The following is a 24,772-nucleotide window of genomic DNA, read 5'->3' as shown; positions in this document are numbered from 1 at the left end:
AAATACAAAAGCTTAAATAAAACACAAGCTATAATTACAGATAACATTCCCGTTTAAAACAAACACAACTTTTTAATTTTACAAAAACCCCATAAAGACAGACAGGGAAAAGAAAAATATTATTTGAGTAGTTTATGAGTAGCACTATTTATTTATACCGTAGCATTTAAATTAAAAAAATAATACATTTGTATATAACACATTCTCAATATAAAAAGAACATGAAAAAATTATTACACATCGTTTATTTTACATTATTGTTTTTTGGTTGTGCACAATTAAATGCGCAAACAATAAATTATAAAAAAGAAGCTCTAAAGGAAAATAGTAATTTTTACGAAATAGTAAAAAAGACTAGGCAACAATTTATAAATAAAAAATTACATTCAAAAAGTGTAGAAACTATTTTAGACAAAAAAGAAAAGAAATTATTTGAACGTTGGGTTTGGATTTGGAAAGATAGAATAAACCCAGATGGAACTTTTCCACAAAAACAAGTTAATAAAGAAGAATACTTAAACTTATTAGAAAACAACACCAAAACGCAAGCTAGATCTTCTTCTACAACAAAACCTTGGACACAAATAGGTCCAACTGCCATTGTAAATAAAAACGGTAATTTTGATTACCCAGGCCCAGGTAGAGTTGATGTTGTGGTTGTAGACCCAGGAAATTCTGATATAATGTATATCGGTACAACTTCTGGTGGACTATGGAAAACTACAGATGCTGGTGCTACTTGGACTCCAAAAACAGATCATTTAGCAGGTTTGGGAGTTACAGATATCCTATTAGACCCAAATAATACAGATATTTTATATATGGCAACGGGAGATAGAGATAGTTCTTACATTAGTTCTATTGGTTTATTTAAATCTACAGATGCCGGTGAAACTTGGGCACCAACAGGCCTTACTTTTTCATTATCTCAAAACGAATACATTAGAGATATTTCTTTTGGAAGAACGCCTGCCGGAGCAATAGTTTCTACAACTATCTTTGCTTTAACAAATGAGGAAATTAAAAGATCTACAGATAGTGCAGCTAATTGGTCAAATATACCAGTCAGCTATACTTTTAGTCCATTTCAAGAAAAATTCCAATCAATGGTTTTTGACCCAAATGATGGAAATAAAATAGTTGTTTCAGATTATTATGGTGGTATTTATTACTCAACTAATGGTGGTAACAGTTTTAAACTACATGATGTTTATCAAGGTGGTAACAATCAAAAAATATTAAGAATTACTGCAACACCCGCAGATAATGATCATTTTTACGGAATAAATCAAGATGGTACTTTTCAAAAATATCGTTTTGCCTTTACGGAAGATGCTGCAGATTTAATTAAATCTACAGATGTAACAGCAGATATTAATGGCACACCTACCCCATTTAATTCTCAAGATGGATACATACAATGTATCGCTATTTCGCCTACAAACGCAAACAACTTAATGGTGGGTGGTGTACAAGGATGGAAATCTACAGATAACGGAGATAATTTTACTCCTATTTTAAATGCATATTCTAATCCACTACCTAGTGGTCAAATTCATGTACATGCAGATCATCACTTTTTATTATTTACCGATGATTCTCATATTATTAACGGAAATGATGCAGGTCTTAGAATGGGATCTTTTTCACCAACTTCTGATGAAGATTTTCCAGACATTTCTAGTGGGTTAATTATTACGCAAATCTATAATATTGCCATCACACATGGTTTAAATGGCGACGATTACATGATGGCAAACCAAGATAATGATGGTTTTTCTAAAGTATGGAAAGACGGAAAGCAGCAATGGGTTGCCGCTGTAGCAGGTGATGGAACAGGAACAGCTATAGATATTGTAGATCCTACTATTAGATATTTAGGAGGTACAAGTGGCCAATTAAATAGAACTAATAATGGATATGCAAATGGGTATGATTCTGCTATCAAAATTCTTAGGTCTGATGCAGCAAATGCAGAATTTATTTCACCTCTCGCTTTGCACCCAACAAATGCAAATATTGTTTATGTAGGTCATGGAGATGTAAAAAAATCTACAGATAAAGGAGGTAGTGTTGACCTTGAATATAATGCCGGAGTTTCTGATACTTTTACAGCGCTTAACTCGGGATTAACACAAACTTCTTTTTTAGATGTTTCTTTTAACAATTCGGTTATTAGAATCTTTGCAATTGGAAACATCTCTGATGAGTCTACACTTAGAAGAAGTATAGACGATGGTGTTAATTGGACTACAATAGCAAGTCCTGCTGGTGTAAAAATAAACAGTGTATATGCAGTACCAAATACAAACGTAGTTTACGCAACAGCCTCTAGTTACAGTGCTGGTAATAAAGTCTATAAAAGTACAAATAATGGTGATACTTGGACCAATATTAGTGGTGATATGGATAACATCATTATGAAAAAAATTATTTTAGATCCTAATAAAAATAATGAAACTATATACGTAGCTACAGAGTTAGGCTTATACTATACAGACAATAGTACAACAAGTTGGAAAAAACTAGGCACAGGTTTACCAAACGTTATAGTTACTGACATTAAAGTTAGCAAAAATAATGGAAACGTTTATATAGGTACTTTTGGTAGAGGAATGTGGGTATATGATGATCAAAAATACTTTGACAACACCACTCCTGAAAACGTATATTGGTCAGACGTAACTAGTTGGGAAGGTAAAACTTTACCTACAACTACAGATGATGTTTTTATAAAAGCAGGCGAAGAAGTAACATTAGATTTTAACGGTGCAGTTGCAAAATCTGTAGAAATTGCCGATAATGGTTTTTTATATATTGAAAAAAATGCCGATTTAACCATTGAAAATAATTTTGATTCTAATTCTGCAAATAGTGGTGTAAATATCTATTCTGATGCAACGGATAGTGGAACCTTAATTGTAAAAGGAAACAGTACAGGTAATATTACTTATGTTAGAGGTGGTTTATTAGCATCAAAATGGAGTCTTGTTACTCCTCCTGTTGCAGGACAAGCCATAAAAGATTTTGCTGTAAAAGTTGATAACGACATCAGAAAAAACACAAATACAGGTACTGATCCAAATAGATTTGCAATTGCTAAATATAATGACGCAAATGCAACTGGTGAGAAATGGGAATATTTTGACGTAAACGTTGCTACAGACGTAGAGTTTGAAAAAGGTGCTGGATACTCTATATCTAGAAATACCGATGGGGAAGTCAACTTTACAGGTACCATACAAACAAGCTCTTTAAATGTAAATGCTACGCATGATAAATGGGTGGCAGTAGGTAATCCTTTTACAGCCTATTACCCAGCAAACAAGGGAACTTCTGGAGATTTTGTAACAGAAAACACCTCTAAACTAGCGTCTGACGCACCTTCTGTGTATGTTTGGGACAATAACCAAGGTAAATATGTTTCATATTCAGATGAATCTATTGAAGCTAAAGTATTAGCTCCTGGTCAAGGATTTTTTATAAAAATGAAAGCTTCTGGTACTGATGAAATGGTTGCTTTTAATAATCAATATATAGGCGCCAAATCATCACTTACAGGGAACTCTATTTTTAATAAAAGTTCTGAAACAAAACCTTATGTTAAATTATTTATTTCAAATGGACAATTAAAGGTAAATACAGACATTATATTTTCTAAAGAAGCAACAATAGGTTTTGATGCTGGAAAAGATATTATCAATTTTAATTCTTCAGAATTTGATTTAACAACAAAATTATTAGACAACTCTTCTAATAAAGATTATACACTTCAATCTATACCAAGTGATGATTATGAAAACCAAGTGATTCCTTTAAATCTAAAAGGTAAAGCCAACGAAAAAATTACTTTTTCTGCATTAAATAGTAATTTACCTGATGGAATGAAAATCTTTTTAGAAGACAAAGAAACCGGTAATACTTACGAGTTAAGTGAAACTAAAAACTACACATTAACTTTAGCTAGTGATACAAGTGGTTTTGGTCGTTTTTACGCACACTTTTCTACAAAAGTATTAAGTGTTGCTACAAGTGATGTAACAAAAATTGAAATTTATAATACAAATAATTTATTACAAATTAACGGAACAACTGGTCATCTAAAAATTGATTTATTTGACATAAACGGTAAACGTATTTTTAATCAAAACCAAACTTCTAACAAATTTAGTCCCGTAGATTTAAATGGTTTTTCTAGAGGAGTATATCTTGTAAAAGTTACTTCTGAAGGAAAATCGGTTTCTAAAAAAATAATTATAAACTAACTATTAATCATCATCATGAATATTAAAGACAATAAAAAAATAGATAGAAAAGAAGCTTTAAAAGAAATAGGTAAATATGGTAAATACGCTGCTTTAACAGCTTTAGGTACTTATATGATCTTAAGTCCTCAAAAAGCACAAGCTTCCTCTGTTCCAGAATCTCCCGGAGCAAATTTCTAAAATAAATTTAAAACTCGATACTAAATTTAGTATCGAGTTTTTTTTACAACATACCATTCTAAAAAAAATATTGATAACAACTTACCTGTAAAAACTACAATAAAAGCATCCTATAAAATAAGATTACACGTATCTTTAGACCCTAAAACACCCAATAAAATTATTGGTTAGTGCTTATTTTTAGACCTAAAATAGTTAATGAAAACAAAACTTCTTATTTTTAAAACGGTTGCAAACCATCTAAGTTTTACAAAAGCTGCAGAACAATTATTTATCTCTCAGCCTGCCATTTCTAAATCTATTCGAAATTTAGAAGAAACCTATAAAACCACCTTATTTTTAAGAAAAAGAAACTCCATAGAATTAACAAATGAAGGAAAGGCTTTTTTAATTTACACTAATAAAATTTTAGCAATTTATGCCGAAATGGAAAATCAATTTTTGCATAAAAATGAAACCTATCCAGATTTAATAAACTTTGGTGTTAGCACAACGTTGGCAAATTATATAATGCCAAAAATAATTGCAAAATTTAGAGTGCAATTTCCAAAAACAAAATTCGAAATTACTGCCGGAAATTCTGATGATATTGAAGAACTTATCTTAAACCAAAAACTAAATTTCGGAATTATAGAAGGTAAAAACACCAACCGAAAACTACAATTTAATAAGTTTGTAAAGGATGAAATTGTTTTGGTTACCAATACTAAAAACAATACTTTTAAAAAAGGAATTATCAATCTAGAAACACTGCAAGAAGTGCCATTTATTATGCGAGAAATGGGCTCTGGAACAAGAGAAATTGTATTTGAGCATTTAGACAAACATCAAATTAAAAAACTAAATACCGTTGTAACTTTAAACAGCACAGAAGCCATTAAAAACTATCTTTTAAATTCTGACAACTTTGCTTTTATCTCCATTCATGCTATTTCAGATGATTTAATGAATAATAAACTTAAAATAATTGATGTAAAGGATTTATCTATAGAAAGATGGTTTTATTTTGTATCAAGAACAGGATATCAATCTAACTTAATGAATTACTTTGAAAAGTACACGTTAAACAACCATAACATTTAGTTATATCAAACAACAATTTAATTTGCTTAATAGTTATTCTTAGTACCTAGTTTTGTATCAACAAATAGTAATGATATGAAAACTACAGTACCTAAAACTATCTTCCTCTTAATTATTATAATCACTTTCTTTGGATCAATAAATAGCCCTACAGCTTTATTACTAGGTTTTGTATTTGCTATCATTTTTAAAAACCCCTTTAAAACAAAAAGTTATAAAGCAATTCACCTCCTTTTAAAAGTAGCGGTTATAGGTTTGGGCTTTGGAATGCTAATTAAAGAAACATTAACAACAAGTAAACAAGCCTTTAGCCTAACTTTTCTCTCAATTAGCTTAACAGTAAGTTTAGGGCTGTTATTAACTAAATTATTTAAAATTGATAAAAAACTAGGGCATTTAATTACTTCAGGAACTTCTATTTGCGGAGGAAGCGCCATTGCTGCCATTGCGCCAGTAATAAAAGCAGACAGTAAATCTATAAGTGTTGCTTTAGGCGTAGTTTTCTTATTAAATTCTGTAGCCTTATTTGTTTTTCCTGCAATAGGTCATTTTTTACATTTAAGTCAAGAACAATTCGGTTTATGGTGTGCCATAGCCATACACGATACGAGTTCTGTTGTTGGTGCTGCTTTAAGTTATGGTAATGATGCGCTAAGAATTGCCACCACCGTTAAACTATCTAGAACACTTTGGATTATCCCCTTGTCAATGTTATCAATGTTTTTGTTTAAAACAAAAGGAGAAAAAATTAAAATTCCGTATTTTATATTACTCTTTATACTCGCTATTTTTATAAATAGCTATCACATAATTCCTACTACTCTAACCAATGAAATTGTATTCTATTCTAAAAGAATATTAGTAGTAACCTTATTTTTAGTAGGTGCAACAATTTCTACACAAGATTTAAAATCAACAGGCATAAAACCCATACTACTTGCTTTAAGTCTGTGGATATTTATCTCTATTTTTTCACTTATATATATTACCTATTAGAAAATAATAGCATCAGCATACATTATTGTTTACTTATTTAATAATCTGTTGCACATTTTGACCTTCTTTAACTCAAAAATGTCAGTTCGAGTGATTTTTGAGGTACTAAAAATTGTATTAAGAATAATTTAATAACTTAAAATTCCTATTCTATATACAAATTTCACACATTGCAATCGTAAAACTTACTCGAATTGACAGAATTTCATCAAAATACACAATAGGTTTAATAATAATGTTTTAACAATTTAATAAATATAGAAATTCAAAGAACTTATCCTAAAAAAGTAACTTCACAACCATTAGTATCAATAAAAAACCAGAACATTTTGCAACAAATTATTTCTCAATTAATCAATTTATAAAGCCTATACCATAAACAAATAAAATCACTTTGTAAAGCACTGTTTAAGCAAGCAACAAAATTATTATAAACACGTACAAAACAACTGTATATGTATTTAAAAATAAAACACACAAAAGCTACTCTTAAAAAAAGGTTAATTCATAGATTTTACTATATTTGCTTTTTTTAAGAAATTAAAAAATAACCAAAATTGCAATCCCTCCCCATAATAGATTTTATCTATTTTTTTTATAGATTTTTATAGATTTTAATGTGTGAATTTAACCAAACAAGCATGAAAATTAAAAAACCATTGTCCTTTAGTCATAAAAGGAAAATTTACTACATTTCTTTTTTATTGATTTGTGGAGTACTGTTAAATACCTATGCAGATTTAAGCAATACTAAATTATTAGACTTATTGGTAAATGTGCCTGCTACAGTTGCTGGTAGTAATAACATAAACACCATTAAAACAAAAGTAGATCCAATTGCAGATTTTACTTTCATGAATGATGGAGCTTGCTCTGGTGAAGAAATACAATTTACAAGCGATGTAACTGGAACCACAGGAGACCTAACGTATAGTTGGGACTTTGGTGATGGTAGTGATCTTTCAATTGAAGAAAACCCAACCCATGCTTTTGAAGCGCTTGGTTGTGACAAAAAAGTATTTAATGTAAAACTAACCGTTACAGATGACACCGGTTCTGAATCTATAACAAAAATAATTACTGTCCTTGAAAAACCAGATGTAGAATTTGGAGACGCAGATGGAAAAGGTTTTAATAAATGCGACAACACATCCTCTTCAAGCGCAGATTACGAAATTACAGTTCAAAATTTTTCTGATGCTATCGGACTTAGTTGTGTTAATAATATTTCTATAGATTGGGGTGACGGTACTAGTAGTAATCCAAGCTCTACTTTTACTACTATTCCTCACACATATACATCTGTAGGTTCTTATCTAATGAAAATAACTGCAGAAAATAGTACTAATGGTTGTAAAAATGTAAAAACATATACAGTAAGTAACTCATCTAACCTTGTGGGTGGTTTTAATCTTTCAGATATAAATGGAGGTCCATGTGCTCCTGTAGATTATAAATTTGAAATATCAAGCTGGGGAGAAAACTCTGACGACACAAAATATATTGTAGCTTTTGGCGATGATGAAGAAAAGATACTTACACATGCTGATTTAAAAGCATCACGATTCTACAATGCTGCAGATCCTAAAAGTTCTGCGAACTTCCCTGTACTTCATACGTATACAAAAGGAAGTCTACGAACAGCAGATAAAGAATACACCGCCACACTAACAGTTACAAATGCATGCTATTCTAGAAGTTTCACTGTATCAAATATTACTATACTAGAAGCTTCTATACCTACTTTTGAAGCGGTAGAACTTGGTTGTATTAATGAATCTATTTTATTTAAAAATACGTCTCAAATTCTTGACAATCCTAGCGACTTAAATAAAGCTAATTTTACATGGAACTTTGGAGATGGAACAATCATAACAACAACAACTAAAACAAATATAAGCCATACTTATGACACCCCAGATACTTACACAGTTATTTTAGAAGTTACTGGTACCTGTGGTACTAATAAATATGAAAAGGAAATCTGTATCGAACCAAAAATGACTCCTCTTTTTTCTGTGGATAATGAAGAAGGTTGTATTCCTTTAGAGGTTTCTGCAACAAATGATACAGATGTTACAAAACTATGTAGCATACCAACCTATTTATGGACGGTAACTTATGCTGCCGACAATTGCGGTACTATTGCTGATTGGGAGTTTATAAATGGTACTGATGAAACCTATGAAAACCCACAATTTAATTTCAAAACTCCTGGGAAATATACACTTACACAAGAAATTACAACAGCCTGTGATAAAGCAACAACTACAAAAATTATTGATGTAAAAAAACCACCTACCGTAAGTATAAATGACATTGCTGATATTTGTGTAAATACAATGATAAGCCCAACGGCTACCATAGAAAACTGTACCAGCGATGCTAGTGAAATAACTTACAATTGGACTTTTACGGGAGGTTCTCCTGCCAATTCTACCAGCTTAATCCCTGGAGACATTACTTACGCAACTCCTGATACTTATACCGTAACTTTAGAAATAACTAGTGCTTGTGGAGTTGTCAAAGCAATTGATAAAACCTTTGAAGTTTATGAAGTACCTGTAATTACAAATACGGACTTAACACAAGAAATTTGTTCAACAGAAAGTACTTCAGAAATCACTTTAAACACTGATGACTCTAGAACCACATTTTCTTGGACAGCAACAGCAAGTAGTACAGATATTTCTGGTTTTACAGCTAATGGAAGCACTAATAAAATTCCTGCTCAAACATTAACTAACTCCGGAAACAGTGCAGGAACCGTTACTTATACCGCAGTTCCTCAATTAGGTGGATCTTGTGAAGGAGCTCCTGTAGATTTCGTTATAACTGTAAATCCATCTCCAGTAATTACAACACAACCAATTTCTTCTGAAGTGTGTTTAAATGGAACCGCTACACTCTTAGAGGTTGCTTATGAAAAAGGAACAGGAACACCTACTTATCAATGGTATTCTAATACCAGTGATGCTTATGGTGGATCACTAATAACTGATGCTAATAATGCTACCTTTATTCCACCAACCGATACTGTTGATAAAACTTTCTATTATGTAGAAGTTAACTTCCCTACCGGTGGTTGTTCGTTAATCAGATCTAATATAGCAAGTGTAAATGTTGTTCAACAAATTACTATTGACCCTGCTACAAGTCCGCAAATTATTTGTGAAGGTGGAGTTATTAATGAATTAGAAGTAAGCTATACTGGCGGAACAGGAACGGCAACCTATCAATGGTTTTCAAATACAACAAATACAAGTGTGGGCGGAAATCCTATTTCAGGAGCAACAAATTCTAAATTTACACCAAGTGGACTTTTTACCGCAGGAGATTACTATTATTATGCAGAAATTAATTTAACCGGAAACGGTTGTACTTATGCTGCAAGTGGTGTTTATGAAATTATTGTATCAACACCTCCTGTTATAGATGCACAACCACTTACTAACCAAGAAGTTTGTTTAAACCAAACCCCAACAGACTTATCTGTTACAGCTTCTAGCGGAACTACAACTACTAAAAACTACCAATGGTTTGTTAACACAAGTAACAGTGCTACAGGAGGAACTGCCATAACAGGTGCAAATTCAACAACATATACTCCAGATACATCAACTGCTGGCACCTTTTATTACTATGTAGAGGTTTCTCAAACCGAAGCAGGATGTTCTGTTACAAGTGATGTATCAACATTAATTGTAAAACCTGCTCCAGAAATTACTACACAACCAACTTCCTACGCAATTTGTTTAGGTGAAGCTGCTACTAATTTAGAAGTTGATTTTATCAACGGAACAGGAAACATACAATGGTATTCTAATATTAATAATGCAAATACCGGCGGAGATATAATAACTGGTGCAACTTCAAATTCTTATACACCAGCAGTTACCTCTACCGGAACAATCTACTATTACGCAGAAATCACTTTTACTTCTGGCGTTTGTTCTTCAATACTTATTTCTGAAGCAGCAAGTGTTACTGTAAATGAAACACCCGTAATTGCAAATGCAAATATTACAATTTCTAGTAAAGTACCCTTTATTTTTAACCCGAAGACCATTATAACAAACAAGGTTCCTACAGGCACAAAATATACTTGGTCTACTCCTACTTTTAGTCCTGCAGGTGCAATTTTAGGCTCTTCTGCCGAAACCACACCACAAGACGACATTAGGCAGACTTTAGAAAACACTGGTACATCCCCAGTAATAGTTACCTATACAATAACTCCTACAACAGGTACTTGTTCTGGTACTCCTTTTACCTTAGAGGTAACTGTAAATTCGGGTATTGCCAGTAATGCTGTAATCACCAATAATAGTTGTCACAGATCTAATGATGGTGCAATTGAGGTTACTATTTCTGGAGGAACTCCTTTTGCTACCGGTAATCCTTATATAATTTCTTGGACAGGTCCTAACGGATTTACTTCTTCTGCGACTACTATTACAAATTTAGAAGCTGGAGATTATATGTTAACAGTTAGAGATGATACTACTGTACCTTTTACTCAAACATATACAGTTACACAACCCGGTTTTTTAGAAATTACTACAGATCTAAAAACAAATATTTCTTGTTTTGCTGGAAATACTGGTAGAATTAATGTTAGTATTTCTGGAGGTACAGCGCCCTATACTTATAACTGGACAACTACAGACGGAAGTGGAATTGTTTTAAACGCAGAAGACCAAAATACATTAACTGCTGGAACCTATAACTTAGAAATCATTGATGTAAATAATTGTACTACCTCAACAAGTTTTACACTTTCTCAACCTATAAAAGGGGTAGAAATAACAGCTTCTAAACAAGATATTGCTTCTTGTTTTGGTGATTCAACAGGAGCTATAGACATTAATGTTACTGGAGGAACATCTCCATATTCTTATAACTGGACAACAACCGATGGAAGTGGATTGGTTGCAAATGCAGAAGACCAAAACAGTTTAACATCCGGAACGTATAACGTAACTGTTACGGATAACCTAGGTTGTTCTACAAACGAATCTTTTACCATTAATGAACTATCTACAGAAATAATGATAGCCGTTACAAAAAAAGACATTGACCCTTGTATGGGAGTAAATTATGGAGAAATTACAGTAACTCCAAGTGGAGGACAACCTCCATATTCAATATCATGGAATCATTTAGCCAACGGATTCTCACTCTCTAATTTAGATGCTGGCACTTATATAGCAACCATTACAGATGCCAATAATTGTACAAAAGAAGAAACCATAATTATAACACAACCAGATTTCTCTATAAATTCTACCACTATAACCCCCATTATTTGTAATGGAGATAAAGGTGCTATTTCTCTAGTTTTAAATGGTGGCATAGGGCCCATTACGGTAACATGGGATGATGATGCTACTGCTGGACTAGATCGAAATAATCTTTCTGGTGGCACCTATACCGTTCATATTACAGACAGCAACCCTGCTAATTGCCCAATACAAAGAACTTTTACCATTATAGACCCACCTGCAATTGCTATTTCTAGTACGGTTATAGACGATACAGATTGTAATCTAATTGGTATGGGAAGCATTGATTTAGATATTGCCGGAGGAGTTGCACCTTATACTTTTTTATGGAGTAACGGAGAAACTACTGAAGACGTAACAAACCTTTCTGCTGGAGATTATTCTGTAGAAATTACAGATGATAATGGCTGTAGTACTACAGAATACTTTAATATCTTTAGACAAGATCCATTAAGCATCAATTTTGAAGAAATAGTAACACCAGATTGTGATTTAAAAACGGTAAGTCAAACAACCACAGCTAAAGTAACCGGAGGATTTTTACCCTATACCTATACTTGGTCTGCTGGTACAGTATCTGACGTAGACAACAGTATTATGACTACTGATCAGAATGGAGCATATACCCTAACCATTACAGACGCTAAAGGTTGTACAGAAAGTCAATCAATTTTAATAGACTTACCATCAATAGGAGATATCGATTTTAATTACAACTCTTTTACATTAAACGAGTATAATTTACTCTCCATACAAGACCCCATACAATTTACCAATTTATCTACAGGAAATTACACAAATTTATCTTGGGATTTTGGAGATGGCACACCAATTGTAAGAGATGTAAACCCAACGCACACCTATGATAAAGTAGGTACTTTTACCGTTACCTTAAAAGCTGATTTTGAACCAGGTTGTACAGTAATTCAAGAAAGAGTTTTAAATATTACCAAAGGATATCTTTTAGTCAGTCCAACAGCATTTACACCTAATAACGATGGTTATAATGAAACTATTAGACCTTCTTATAGAGGCTTAATAGAAATAGAAATGACTATTTATAATACTTGGGGAATTGCAATTTATTATGAAAAAGACATCAACCTAGAACTAAAAGGATGGGATGGAACAATAAAAGGAAAGCTCGCAGAAAACGGAAACTACATAATGCTTGTTAAAGGACTTACTTTTTACAATACAGAAATAACATCATCAACACCTATAACACTTATAAAATAAGATGAAGAAAATTATACTCCTACTTTTTGTTTTAGTCAGTACACTAGCATATACACAAGATGTTATATTCTCTCAGGGGTTTATGGTTCCAGAAACCATAAACTCTTCGTTTACTGGAGCCATCAGAAGTACCAAAGCGGGTGCCGTATTTAGATCTCAATGGAGAAATAGTGCCTTTAAAACAAATTCTAATTATGCTTTTTTCGACACTTGGTTCGAAGGCTTTAAAACTGGTATTGGTGTAAGTTTCTTAAACCAAACAGAAAGTGCCTCTTCGTATACTTTTAATCAAGTAAATTTAAACTATGCTATGGCGTTTCAAATTAGTAATACTTGGTATTTTAGACCTAGTATTTCTACAGGTTTCGGAATGAAAAATTACGGATTTCAGAACCTATTACTAGAAGATCAAATTAATTTGAATAGCAATATTATAAATACTTCTACATTTGATCCTGCATTGTTAAAACAACAACGAAATTTTTTCGATTTTAGTTCTTCTATATTATTTAATAATGATGATTCTTGGTTTGGTTTAACCGTAAAACATTTAAACAAACCCAATATTTCTTTAACTGAACGAGGTAATGCTCCACTAGATGTTTTTTGGTCTGTACATGCAAAATATTATGTACCTCTTTTAGAAAATTACAATACCTGGTTCGCCAAAAAAAGTAAAATTTATCTATTATCTAACTTTATGATGCAGGGAGAGTTTAATAGATTAGATTTAGGTGCACAATATGTTTTTGATGATCAGTTTTCTTTTGGTATGACAGCAACCACGTCTCCAATGAAAATTGAAGACAGCACTTCCTCTTTAAGCGCTATTAGTACTTTTGCAGGCGTTAGATGGCAAGGTTTTCGCTTTGGTTATTCTTACGATTTTAGCACTTCTAAACTAGTAAACACCGGTGGTATTCACGAGTTCTCTATTGCATATGATTTCGAAATTAACATAAGAGCCTTAAACAGATATAAGTGTGTTCCTTTCTTTTAATTATTAGAAGCAAGAAAATAACAAAAACCTCTTCTTAATAATTAAGAAGAGGTTTTTATCTTTTAGCAATCTAATATTGATAAATATTAATTTTAACTATTTAATTTAATCATTAAGCATGTTTAAATCTGCAATTCCTGTTACTTCTGTAGAAAGTTCTCCTAACCATCCCATATTTGCTTGAATTGCTGTCTGAATTTTAATAAAATCGATACCTGTTAAATTCACGGTATTCCCTTCTTCATCTATCGCTAAATCAATATCAATTTCATCACCACCAGCTGTATTATCTGCATAACCACTATCAAAAGGAGCGCTTGTAATAAATCTAGGATTACTCATATCTATATTATTACTAGACAAAATAGTCCCTGTTAAGGTATAAGAATCTTCTGTAACAGCTTCTGGATAATAAGATTGTTTATGAAACACATTTGTTGCTACAACACCACTATTCCCTTCACTATCTGTCCAAGTTACATCTGCAGTTATAGGATCTGGCTTGGTATAAGTTACACTGTATTTTTTTATGGTACCGGCTAAATCATCTGCACTTCCTTTAATTTCATACCAAGTATCATCTGCAATACCATTTGCATTTTCATCTTGCATTACCCAAACAATACCAGGTTCTGCAAAATTTGGCATTGCATTTCCATAAACCCTTAAATCATTGCTATCGGCTGTATTTATTACCGTATGATCAAAAGCATAAGAAACCGAGCCTCCCCAGCCACCTAAACTAACCAAACCTTTTTTACCTTCTATAGTTTTAGCTCCTACTTCACTCCCTAAAGAGGTATTAATAAATTGACCTGGAGCAGGTAAATAATCAATTAAACTAGTTACATAAAGATTACTTTCATCAGTAACTGGACGAATTACCGCTTTTACTTTAATTGTATATTTATTTCTAAATACTCCTGCATCATTAGATGATTTATAAGTTAAGATATATGTACCTGATTTTTCTGGAATAAAATCATAAGTAGCTAGAGAAGATGTAACATTATCTCCTAAAGACCATTCTTCATCATATTCTGAATCATTCATTTTTGTTGCCGAAAAATTAAGGGTTTCTCCCATAAACATTTCAATATTATTACTTTTTTGAGATAAGTCAATTACAGGCGGAACACTATAAAGATCTATTTCTTTAGTACAAGAAGCCATTATAATTACTAAAAGGCAGGGAATAATAAAAGCGACACTTGGTTTTAAATTTTTAAAAAAGTTGTTCATAATTTTGAAATTAAAGTTTGATTTTTGGGTTATAATTATTACTATTTAAATACTATTTTGTTAGGGATATCTCCGGTTTCTAAAGACCATTTTAAATCTCCTTCAGATGAAAAACAGTAGAGTTGTCCTGGAGTAACATAATCTTTAGCATCTGTAATTAAAACGTCTTTTGTTTCTGGATTTATTTTGATACCATACGGAATCTTAATAAGATCCTGACCTTCATCCGAAATAAAAGTGTCTTCAAGAATGGTTTCTGTTTTAGCGTCTAACCTGTTATAAGAAATTGTATTTTCTCCTGTTATATAACTAAATTCGGTGCTGTAGATATAAATGATATCTTTAAAAATGGTCATATTTCCTACCGCTATGTCAAACGATTTTTTAACCTCGTCTATATTTGTATCAACCACAAAAAGTTTAGAAGGCGTTTCGTAATAATCTCCTCTAGAAGAAACATACAAATCTCCCTCACTATCAATTTGCATACGATGAAGATTGATACCTACTTCTATACGTTTTGTTTCTTCAAAACTAGCAATATCAACTACAGAAACAGTAGATTCATAATCTGGTGGACTGTAACCGCCCGAATTAGCAACATATATTTTATCATTATAAACCACTAATTCTTCTGGTTGTCTACCAACATTTACAGAACGCGTAACACTAAGACTTGTAGTGTCAATTTCCATAATTTTTCCATTGGCAGCATTCGGGTCTCCAATAACACCTAAGTAGGTACTTAAATAAGCTTTCCCTTTGTAGAACTTTATATACCTACAATTATCAACATTTATTTGTTTAATTTTTTTGCGTGTTTTTACATCTAAAACTTCTACTTTGTTAGAAGCATTTACAACTATATAAAGTTTAGAACCATAAATTCCCATATCATTTCCAACATCACCCAAACCACCAACTTCTTCTGGGTTTGCAGTTCTAAAAACTTCTTTTTCATAAATTCCGGTCTCAAAGTCCATATAATCTAAAGCCGCTTTATTCATAGACATATTACCTTCGTTCAATAAATAAAAACCTTCAATTTTTGAGGAAGGTTCTGTTGGAACTTCTACCTTAATAGAATCTTCGAAATTATCTTCAGTTCTACATCCATTTAAAAAAAACACAACCGCTAAAGCTGATGCAACTTGCAAACCTAATTTTCTTTTTTTCATAATATAAAATTTAAAGTGAAACGATAGGATCTCCCTGGCATAGGAAAGTTTTTAACTACCGCAAATTGTTGATTAAATACATTGTTTATTGCTACTAAAACTTTTAATTTCTTTTGATTAAATAAGAGTGTTTTTCCCAAACTTAAATCGTGTGTAAACCACGGATCTAAATAATTAGAACTAATGTTTGCCTTTTGGCTATATCTTTCTCCCGTATAAATAAAACTGTAGTTCAATTCTAATTTTCGGTAATCTATCATAGCACTTATACTACCGCTATGAACTGGTATATACGGAATCTGATCTCCATAATTATTTACACCAGCAGTAACATCAATAGATTCTTGATACGTGTAACTTAGGTTGGTGCTGTACTTAAATTTTGTGCCCAAACTACCAATTGCCTTTATATTTGTTTCTATTCCGGCAGTTTCTACTTTACCTAAATTAAACATAGACCAACGGAACAGATTTGCACCAGGAACTGCTACAATTTTGTTGTCTATCCAAATTTTATAGACATCTGATTGAAGATCAAATGCTACTTTTTTAAACTCAGTTTGATAAGAAAATCCAAGATTTACCTGAGTTGCGTCTTCTGGATCTAAAAAGGTATTTCCTATAAATGTATAATACAAATCATTAAAAGTAGGTTGCCTAAAAATTTCTTTATAAAAGCTTCTTACCCTAAATTTATTAGAAGTAAAAGGTTGCCAATTCAACATAATGGTAGGTGAGTATTTCTGCAAATCTTCTGCTGCTTCATAAAAAAGTACCGTTTCATCTACTGTAGTACTCAATAAACTACCTTGTATGTGAACTTTATCAAAAGTAAAATCGGCAGCTAAGGATGATAAAAGCGTAATTCTTTTAGGGTATGAAAATCGATACAAATTTGCATCCATCGTATTCCTTTGTAAGTCTGTTGCTAGAGATAATTTGCAAAAAGGAGAAACCTGAAACGTATTTACCATCGATAAATAATATTCTTCTTGCGTATATTTGTTGTCTAATTCCCCGTCTACCTTTATAATTTCTGGATCTACATATCTAGAATAATTATGAGCATATTTACCTCTTAACACAAAAAAATAGAAATCGTTTACATGCTTTGTAAATGCTCCTTGTAGAAAATTATTTCGATCCCATAAACGTTGTGGACGCTTAAAACGATTAGCAACAATAGCTCCTGGCAATCCACGTTCAGAATCATAATGATATAGTTTTACATTCCACCCATTCTTAATACCTTGTGCACCATGCACAGAGACTTCCGCTCTAAAAGATTCAATATCTGCATTATTACGTGTTGCTATTGTATCATAGCTACCGTTAGTGTATCTAAATTTATATTTACCATTGGCATTAAGATACTCTGTACTAATACGCCCACTTAATTGATTATTAATTTTAAAATCTACATTTACAGAAGGATTTACCAAGCCAAAGGATCCTGTTTTTAAACTAACATTTGCATTACTACGTTTACCATCTAAAAATTGAGGTGTTTTAGACTTTAAATAAATACTATTTGAAGAAGCATAGGATTTAGCGGATTGATCTAAATCTGATCGTTGACCTTGGTATAACGATACAGCTTCCATGTTTTGTACAGAATATTTCCCTAAATCTATTTGCCCATTTTGTGCGTTTCCTAATTGAACACCATCATAAAAAATCCCTGTATGTTGTGATCCCATACCTCTCACATTTATGGTTTTAATACCGCCAATTCCTCCATAATCTTTTAACTGAACTCCACTAAAAAAACGAATAGCATCTGCAACACTAGAATTACTTAAACGCGTTAAAGACTTTCCTGTTAAAGTCTGAACAGAAATAGGAGAAAAGTGCTTTTTTAATTTCTCTTTATTGGTAATTAAAAAAATTTCTTTAAGCTGTACGGCATTTATTGAATCAATTTTTTGGGCATATAAAAAATTAGAATTATAGCAACATATAATAAAGAAAATAAACAAAAAAGAGTGTAAAAAAGAAGTCCTCATACCTAAATTTTGCGTAAGAGGATAGAATAAGAAAAGTACTACGTATCCAAATTTTAGATAGATAGGCTCCTAATTCTAGCTTCAATCCTCGAAAGCTTAATGAATTATAAAAAAATGGCAGGTCTTCTGACTTACTCCATCCACCCGGTCTTCCCATTCTTTCGAAAAGTGACCATTCGAGTTTCAACTTTAGAGCTTACAGCTGCGGGACAGTTCTAGATTTACACTAGATTCCCATTTTAATATCAAGTTTTTAAACCCGATAACCATTCTTAGTTAAAAAATATGATACAAATTTATCTACAATTTGTTAATTGACAATGCAGTTTTATGCTTTATTTTTAATTACACATTTATATTCTTATTAAACAAGCTACATTAATATATTAAATTAAAAATACCAGGCTATCTAGAAAATTACAACAAGAAAAATTAAGAAAAAAACAACCTCAAATAAAATAATTTAGCTCGTATAAATATTGCCCCCCAACACTATTTTTTACTAGCCAATTATATTAAATGAAGTTGCATTAAAGTTATTTAAATTAGAAACAATATTTATTCATTTCTATATTTTACAGTAAAGAAAACAAACACCTTAAATTATCTATAATAATTTGTATCAAAAAGAAATAAAAGCTAAAAACAATTCGTTATTACAATTATTTCTTATTGAAATTACATTTTTCAAATGTATTGCAATAAAACAAAAAAAGCTTACGGAAACCCGTAACCGGGTTGTTATATAACAAGAAAAAAAACAACCCAAAATCACAAAAAAATTTCTTTATTTTTCAGTGAATATTACTTTAAAAAATCAATCTTGGCAAAAAAACGCTTTATAAAATAGGTTTTTGAGGTCAACTTTTAAATCAAATTTAAAAGCTTCAATTTTGGAATAACTATAAAACAAAATACTTTAAACGTTTTTATACTAAAAACTCATCAAAAAAATTATTCTTTAATTAACTTATATGTATGTATTTTAGGTTTGTTTGCTGTGTATATTTTGGTTCTAATACTACTTAAATCTTTCCATAAAGAATCTCTTTTAGGAAGCAATTCGAAATATTCTTTAGTCATTTTTAAACCATACGGATACCAAGGTTTCCCTCGCTGAGATTCATTTTTTTTTCTAAGAAAGCTTTTTTAGACTCCATCGTATCATCACCTAGATAATCCCTAAGTGTACGAAATTCCATTAAAGCTAAAGTTCTCAATTTTTCATTTGTTTTTTTATAACCCAAACACCAATCATACACTTTTTGAGCTTGTTTATATTGTGGCGTTTTAGCGTTTAAAGACAAATCAATTCCTTTTTTTAATTTTTTAGAATTATAAGTACCTACTTCAATACCGTCAATAACTAATTGATAAACTCCCGCTCTTAAATTTTTAAATAAAAAAAACTCTTGCGTATATTCCTTTCTATCTTTTATTAAACCCAATGCCGGAGCTAAATTTTCTTGAAGCGCAAAAGGTAATGCATTTTCAAACACCGTAAATTCTTTTGTACCATCTATTAAGTTTACCTCGCAATTATATGAGGTTATTACTTTTTTAGCCTTTACATCAATCTCTACTCTAGAAGTATACTTTACAGGAAAAACTGTTTTAATCAACTCATAAGCCATAATTAAATGACCTAATTCACCAGGATGTGTTCTATCTACTCCTATTATGGTTGCAGTCTTATCTTTCTTTTGCACTTGCTTGTTTGCCTTTAACATTACTGCATTCAAGTCTACTAAAGGAGAATTATACTTCTCTGCCAATTTTTTAATTTCATCAGCAAAAACCACCAAACCATCGTTTTTACGTTCTACATTATTAGTGCCCTTAATCTTAACCGTTTGATCATAAATAGAAGGTGTCATAAATATGATACTTACCCCCCTTTCATTTAACTTAGATGCAATGGCAGACATGTTAGCTATGTATTTTTCTAATACAGCCTTACGATCCTTTAACATCTTATCATCAACCTTTTTAAAGTCTTTAGGGAACAAATGAGCTCTTACATCATTCATCCCTAACATAATTATAGCATGATTAGGATTATGAATTAAAATATCTTTTTCTAGCCTTAATAAAGTTCCAGAACCATCATCACCAGATATACCTCCATTAAAATAATTTACTTTTTGATTAGGGAATTGTGTGGCATTAAAAAATTGTAAAAAAGCATGATACAAACCTCCATGTGTAATACTGTCTCCTATTAAAACCACATTATCTCCGTTTTTATATACTGGTATTTCTTGAGATATAGTATATGTACTATAAATGAGTGCTATTAGTAATATGAATCTTTGGAAGCTATTTTTCATTTTAAATGATGATTATTTATTGTAAAAATAAAGAAATAAGTTTTTATAATATAAAAAAGGGTACTATCTATTCTAGATTTAAAAAAGACAGTACAAATAAGGGTCAAGTCAAAAAGTTGTGGAGTAAATTAAAAAGCATGAACTTTGCTTTCTAATAAACCTCTATTTTGAATACTTCAATTGAACTAACAAAACTATTATTACCAGAAATTCTTGTTGACTATTTTAAATTAACGAAACACGAATTTAAAAATGGAGAACTCCATTTCCATTTCACAGAATTAAATACGATTCCTGAAGAATTCAAAGCACTTAAATTAAATTCTAAAGGCTTTTTTCCTGAAGCGACTATTCAAGATTTTCCAATTCGAGGTAAAAACGTTTTTCTACATGTTATTAGACGACGTTGGGTTGAGGAAAATTCTAAAAAAGTAGTTACAAGAGATTGGCAATTAGTAGCAAAAGGCACTAGAGTAACTAGTGAATTTGCTGCTTTTTTAAAAGATATCAGTCAGTAATAACGCTACTAGCACAAGTACTGTAGCTAATTTCTACGGGGTAAATCCTAGAAGTTTACAAAGACAGTATAAAGATTATTTAAGTCATTTTAAAGCTTGGGATCAACAGAAGCACGCAACAGATTGGTTATTGTTTGCAAAGAATTTAGGGACTCACTTATCACTTGATGAAACTGCCTTTTCCAACGGTGATTTATATACCATAATAACAAATAAATCAGCTAAAGGAAAGAAAGGCGCAATAGTAGCCATGATCAAAGGAACTAAAGCTGAAGTTGTCATAAAAATACTCAACAAAATTCCTTTAAAACATAGGAAGAAAGTTATGGAAGTAACCTTGGATATGGCGGGTAATATGGGCCTTATAGTCAAGAAATCCTTTCCAAACGCTGCCTTAGTAATAGACCGTTTTCATGTGCAAAAATTAGCATTAGATGCACTGCAAGAAATAAGAATTAAACATAGATGGGAAGCGATTGATACTGAGAATGATGCCATTGAAATTACCAGAAGTAAATCTTTAAAATACACCCCAAAATTATTACCTAATGGAGATACACTCAAACAACTATTAGCTAGAAGCAGATATCTATTATATAAATCAAGTAGTAAATGGACTAAAAATCAATCTATAAGAGCAGAAATACTGTTTGAAAAATATCCTGATATAGAGAAAGCATACAAATTATGCCAAAATCTATATTGGATATTCAATAACACTAAAGATAAAACATCAGCACTTATAAGACTTGCTAAATGGGATGAAAAAGTAAGACAGGCACAGTTTAAAAGCTTCAGCACGATAGCTAGAACGATGTCGATACATTATCAAAATATCTTAAACTATTTTGATAATCGAAGTACAAATGCATCAGCAGAATCATTCAATGCTAAAATTAAAGACTTTAGAACCCAATTCAGAAGCGTAAGGAATGTGGATTTTTTCTTATTTAGACTTAGCACCATTTTTGCGTAATTTTTAAATCCCACAACTTTTTGACTTGACCCAAACCTATAATAGTCTAAAGATTCAAGTGTAGCTATTCTTGATTCTGTAAAATGCTAATATAAGCTTCATTATAGAGCATAAAAAAAACCTCATACCGTAAGATATGAGGTTTAAAGATACGGACTTTAGTCCGTATTAAAGAAAGGCGGCGACCTACTCTCCCACATAAATGCAGTACCATCGGCGCTATTGGGCTTAACTTCTCTGTTCGAGATGGGAAGAGGTGAGCCCCAATGCTATAACCACCCTAAGATTTTAGTTCTAAGTTTAAAGTTCTAAGTTTTAAAGTTTTTCAACTCATAACTCAACACTTATAACTCATAACTCTTTAGCTATTGCTAAAGTATAAGTTAACATATGGTAAAATAATATCTAAATCGTCTTATAAATAAAGAGTCTGTGCTCCCGCCTTTCGGCGGGAAGCGTACATAAGTCTATGGGTTATTAGTATCACTTGGCTATGACATTACTGCCTTTACACCTATGACCTATCAACGTTGTAATCTCCAACGACCCTTTAAAGAAATCTCATCTTGTGGTGGGTTTCGCGCTTATATGCTTTCAGCGCTTATCCCTTCCCGACGTAGCTACCCTGCTATGCTTCTGGCGAAACAACAGGTACACTAGAGGTCAGTCCAACTCGGTCCTCTCGTACTAGAGTCAGATCCACGCAAATTTCTAACGCCCACAGCAGATAGAGACCGAACTGTCTCACGACGTTCTGAACCCAGCTCGCGTGCCACTTTAATGGGCGAACAGCCCAACCCTTGGGACCTTCTCCAGCCCCAGGATGTGACGAGCCGACATCGAGGTGCCAAACCCCCCCGTCGATATGAGCTCTTGGGGGAGATCAGCCTGTTATCCCCGGAGTACCTTTTATCCTTTGAGCGATGGCCCTTCCATGCGGAACCACCGGATCACTATGCTCTTGTTTCCAACCTGATCGACCTGTATGTCTCTCAGTCAAGCACCCTTATGCCATTGCACTCTACGTACGGTTACCAAGCGTACTGAGGGTACCTTTAGAAGCCTCCGTTACTCTTTTGGAGGCGACCACCCCAGTCAAACTACCCACCAAGCACTGTCCTCATCTCTGAGTTAGACTCTAGATAAGCAAAGGGTGGTATTTCAAGGACGACTCCACAACGCCTAGCGACGCCGCTTCAATGTCTCCCACCTATCCTACACATTACTTATCCAAAGCCAATACTAAGCTATAGTAAAGGTTCACGGGGTCTTTTCGTCCCGCTGCGGGTAATCGGCATCTTCACCGATACTACAATTTCACCGAGCTCATGGCTGAGACAGTGTCCAGATCGTTGCACCATTCGTGCAGGTCGGAACTTACCCGACAAGGAATTTCGCTACCTTAGGACCGTTATAGTTACGGCCGCCGTTTACTGGGGCTTCATTTCAGATCTTCGCCGAAGCTAAACCCTCCACTTAACCTTCCAGCACCGGGCAGGTGTCAGGCCTTATACATCATCTTTCAATTTAGCAAAGCCCTGTGTTTTTGATAAACAGTCGCCTGGACCTTTTCACTGCGGCCCTGTATTGCTACAGGGCGACCCTTCTCCCGAAGTTACGGGTCTATTTTGCCTAGTTCCTTAGCCATGAATCTCTCGAGCACCTTAGAATTCTCATCCCAACTACCTGTGTCGGTTTACGGTACGGGTTCTTATAATCTGAAGCTTAGAGGTTTTTCTTGGAAGCCCTTAGACACACTATCCAATTGTCCGAAGACGCTTGGTACTATCACACTTCACCTAATTCTGCGGATTTACCTACAAAACTAATAGCTACATGTTTCAACGAACTATTCCGTCAGTTCGCGGTGCTTTCATTACTCCGTCACCCCATCGCAATTATAAGAAGTACAGGAATATTAACCTGTTATCCATCGACTACTCCCTTCGGATTCGCCTTAGGACCCGACTAACCCTCAGCTGATTAGCATCGCTGAGGAAACCTTAGTCTTTCGGTGTGGGGGTTTCTCGCCCCCATTATCGTTACTTATGCCTACATTTTCTTTTGTAACCAGTCCAGCATACCTCACAGTACACCTTCTACCCAGGTTACAATGCTCCCCTACCACTAACGTGTCTTTCAACGTTAATCCATAGCTTCGGTAATATGTTTATGCCCGATTATTATCCATGCGAAATCGCTCGACTAGTGAGCTGTTACGCACTCTTTAAATGAATGGCTGCTTCCAAGCCAACATCCTAGCTGTCTAAGCAATTTCACCTCGTTTTTTCAACTTAACATATATTTGGGGACCTTAGCTGATGGTCTGGGTTCTTTCCCTCTCGGACATGGACCTTAGCACCCATGCCCTCACTGCTGAGAAACATTTTATAGCATTCGGAGTTTGTCAGGAATTGGTAGGCGGTGAAGCCCCCGCATCCAATCAGTAGCTCTACCTCTATAAAACTTTTACT

13 protein-coding genes, 2 rRNA genes and 1 riboswitch (1 of these 16 cut by a window edge) are annotated in these 24,772 nt (G+C 32.9%); of the genes, 8 read left to right on the top strand and 7 right to left on the bottom strand.

Annotation, left to right across the window (positions count from 1 at the left end; all coding sequences use genetic code 11):
* The first annotated feature begins 221 nt into the window (after positions 1-221).
* The 6 genes from WHD07_RS13405 (at position 222) to WHD07_RS13380 (ending at position 14,048) form a co-directional block, all read left to right on the top strand.
* Positions 222-4,265, top strand: coding sequence for a T9SS type A sorting domain-containing protein (locus WHD07_RS13405; RefSeq protein ID WP_343328814.1), 4,044 nt, complete (start codon positions 222-224; stop codon positions 4,263-4,265).
* A 15-nt stretch (positions 4,266-4,280) separates the two neighbouring features.
* Positions 4,281-4,445 carry a hypothetical protein gene (locus WHD07_RS13400; RefSeq protein WP_170062846.1) on the top strand — a complete coding sequence of 55 codons (165 nt, stop codon included), beginning with the start codon at positions 4,281-4,283 and terminating at the stop codon, positions 4,443-4,445.
* Between the two features lie 198 nt (positions 4,446-4,643).
* Positions 4,644-5,528, top strand: coding sequence for a LysR family transcriptional regulator (locus WHD07_RS13395; protein ID WP_343328813.1), 885 nt, complete (start codon positions 4,644-4,646; stop codon positions 5,526-5,528).
* 75 nt (positions 5,529-5,603) lie between these two features.
* A complete protein-coding gene (locus tag WHD07_RS13390; protein ID WP_343328812.1) occupies positions 5,604-6,524 on the top strand; it encodes a YeiH family protein in 921 nt (306 codons plus the stop codon).
* Between the two features lie 641 nt (positions 6,525-7,165).
* Positions 7,166-13,048, top strand: coding sequence for a PKD domain-containing protein (locus WHD07_RS13385; RefSeq protein ID WP_343328811.1), 5,883 nt, complete (start codon positions 7,166-7,168; stop codon positions 13,046-13,048).
* Position 13,049: 1 nt separating this feature from the next.
* The gene (locus tag WHD07_RS13380; protein ID WP_343328810.1) at positions 13,050-14,048 is read left to right on the top strand and encodes a PorP/SprF family type IX secretion system membrane protein; all 999 of its coding nucleotides are present in this window, start codon (positions 13,050-13,052) and stop codon (positions 14,046-14,048) included.
* A gap of 105 nt (positions 14,049-14,153) precedes the next feature.
* Here WHD07_RS13380 and WHD07_RS13375 read toward each other — a convergent pair whose 3' ends face one another.
* From WHD07_RS13375 to WHD07_RS13355, 5 genes are all read right to left on the bottom strand, one after another.
* Positions 14,154-15,290 carry a hypothetical protein gene (locus tag WHD07_RS13375; RefSeq protein ID WP_343328809.1) on the bottom strand — a complete coding sequence of 379 codons (1,137 nt, stop codon included), beginning with the start codon at positions 15,288-15,290 and terminating at the stop codon, positions 14,154-14,156.
* A 41-nt stretch (positions 15,291-15,331) separates the two neighbouring features.
* Positions 15,332-16,468: a YncE family protein gene (locus WHD07_RS13370; RefSeq protein ID WP_343328808.1), complete on the bottom strand. Its 1,137-nt coding sequence runs from the start codon at positions 16,466-16,468 to the stop codon at positions 15,332-15,334.
* Complete coding sequence (locus tag WHD07_RS13365) at positions 16,465-18,474, bottom strand: TonB-dependent receptor (protein ID WP_343328807.1); 2,010 nt, start codon at positions 18,472-18,474, stop codon at positions 16,465-16,467. The genes WHD07_RS13370 and WHD07_RS13365 overlap by 4 nt, the downstream gene beginning before the upstream one ends.
* A 99-nt stretch (positions 18,475-18,573) precedes the next feature.
* Positions 18,574-18,760: riboswitch (cobalamin riboswitch) on the bottom strand.
* A gap of 668 nt (positions 18,761-19,428) precedes the next feature.
* Complete coding sequence (locus WHD07_RS13360; RefSeq protein ID WP_343328806.1) at positions 19,429-19,557, bottom strand: hypothetical protein; 129 nt, start codon at positions 19,555-19,557, stop codon at positions 19,429-19,431.
* A 2-nt stretch (positions 19,558-19,559) separates the two neighbouring features.
* A complete protein-coding gene (locus tag WHD07_RS13355; protein ID WP_343328805.1) occupies positions 19,560-20,804 on the bottom strand; it encodes an SGNH/GDSL hydrolase family protein in 1,245 nt (414 codons plus the stop codon).
* A gap of 167 nt (positions 20,805-20,971) precedes the next feature.
* On the opposite strand from WHD07_RS13355, the gene WHD07_RS13350 reads away from it, so the two are divergent.
* The gene (locus WHD07_RS13350) at positions 20,972-21,322 is read left to right on the top strand and encodes an ISAon1 family transposase N-terminal region protein (protein WP_343328804.1); all 351 of its coding nucleotides are present in this window, start codon (positions 20,972-20,974) and stop codon (positions 21,320-21,322) included.
* Complete coding sequence (locus WHD07_RS13345; RefSeq protein ID WP_343331012.1) at positions 21,309-22,298, top strand: ISAon1 family transposase; 990 nt, start codon at positions 21,309-21,311, stop codon at positions 22,296-22,298. Before WHD07_RS13350 ends, WHD07_RS13345 begins: the two co-directional genes overlap by 14 nt.
* Positions 22,299-22,471: 173 nt before the next feature.
* On the opposite strand, the gene rrf is transcribed toward WHD07_RS13345, so the two are convergent.
* Positions 22,472-22,581 (bottom strand): 5S ribosomal RNA (rrf, locus tag WHD07_RS13340).
* Between the two features lie 174 nt (positions 22,582-22,755).
* Positions 22,756-24,772, bottom strand: a 23S ribosomal RNA gene (locus WHD07_RS13335); it runs 869 nt beyond the window's last position.

Origin of the sequence: Polaribacter staleyi, from assembly GCF_038024045.1 — a bacterium.
GTDB lineage: Bacteria > Bacteroidota > Bacteroidia > Flavobacteriales > Flavobacteriaceae > Polaribacter > Polaribacter butkevichii.
The sequence above is the reverse complement of the archived record's forward strand: the minus strand, read 5'-3'. Positions and strand labels throughout refer to the sequence as shown.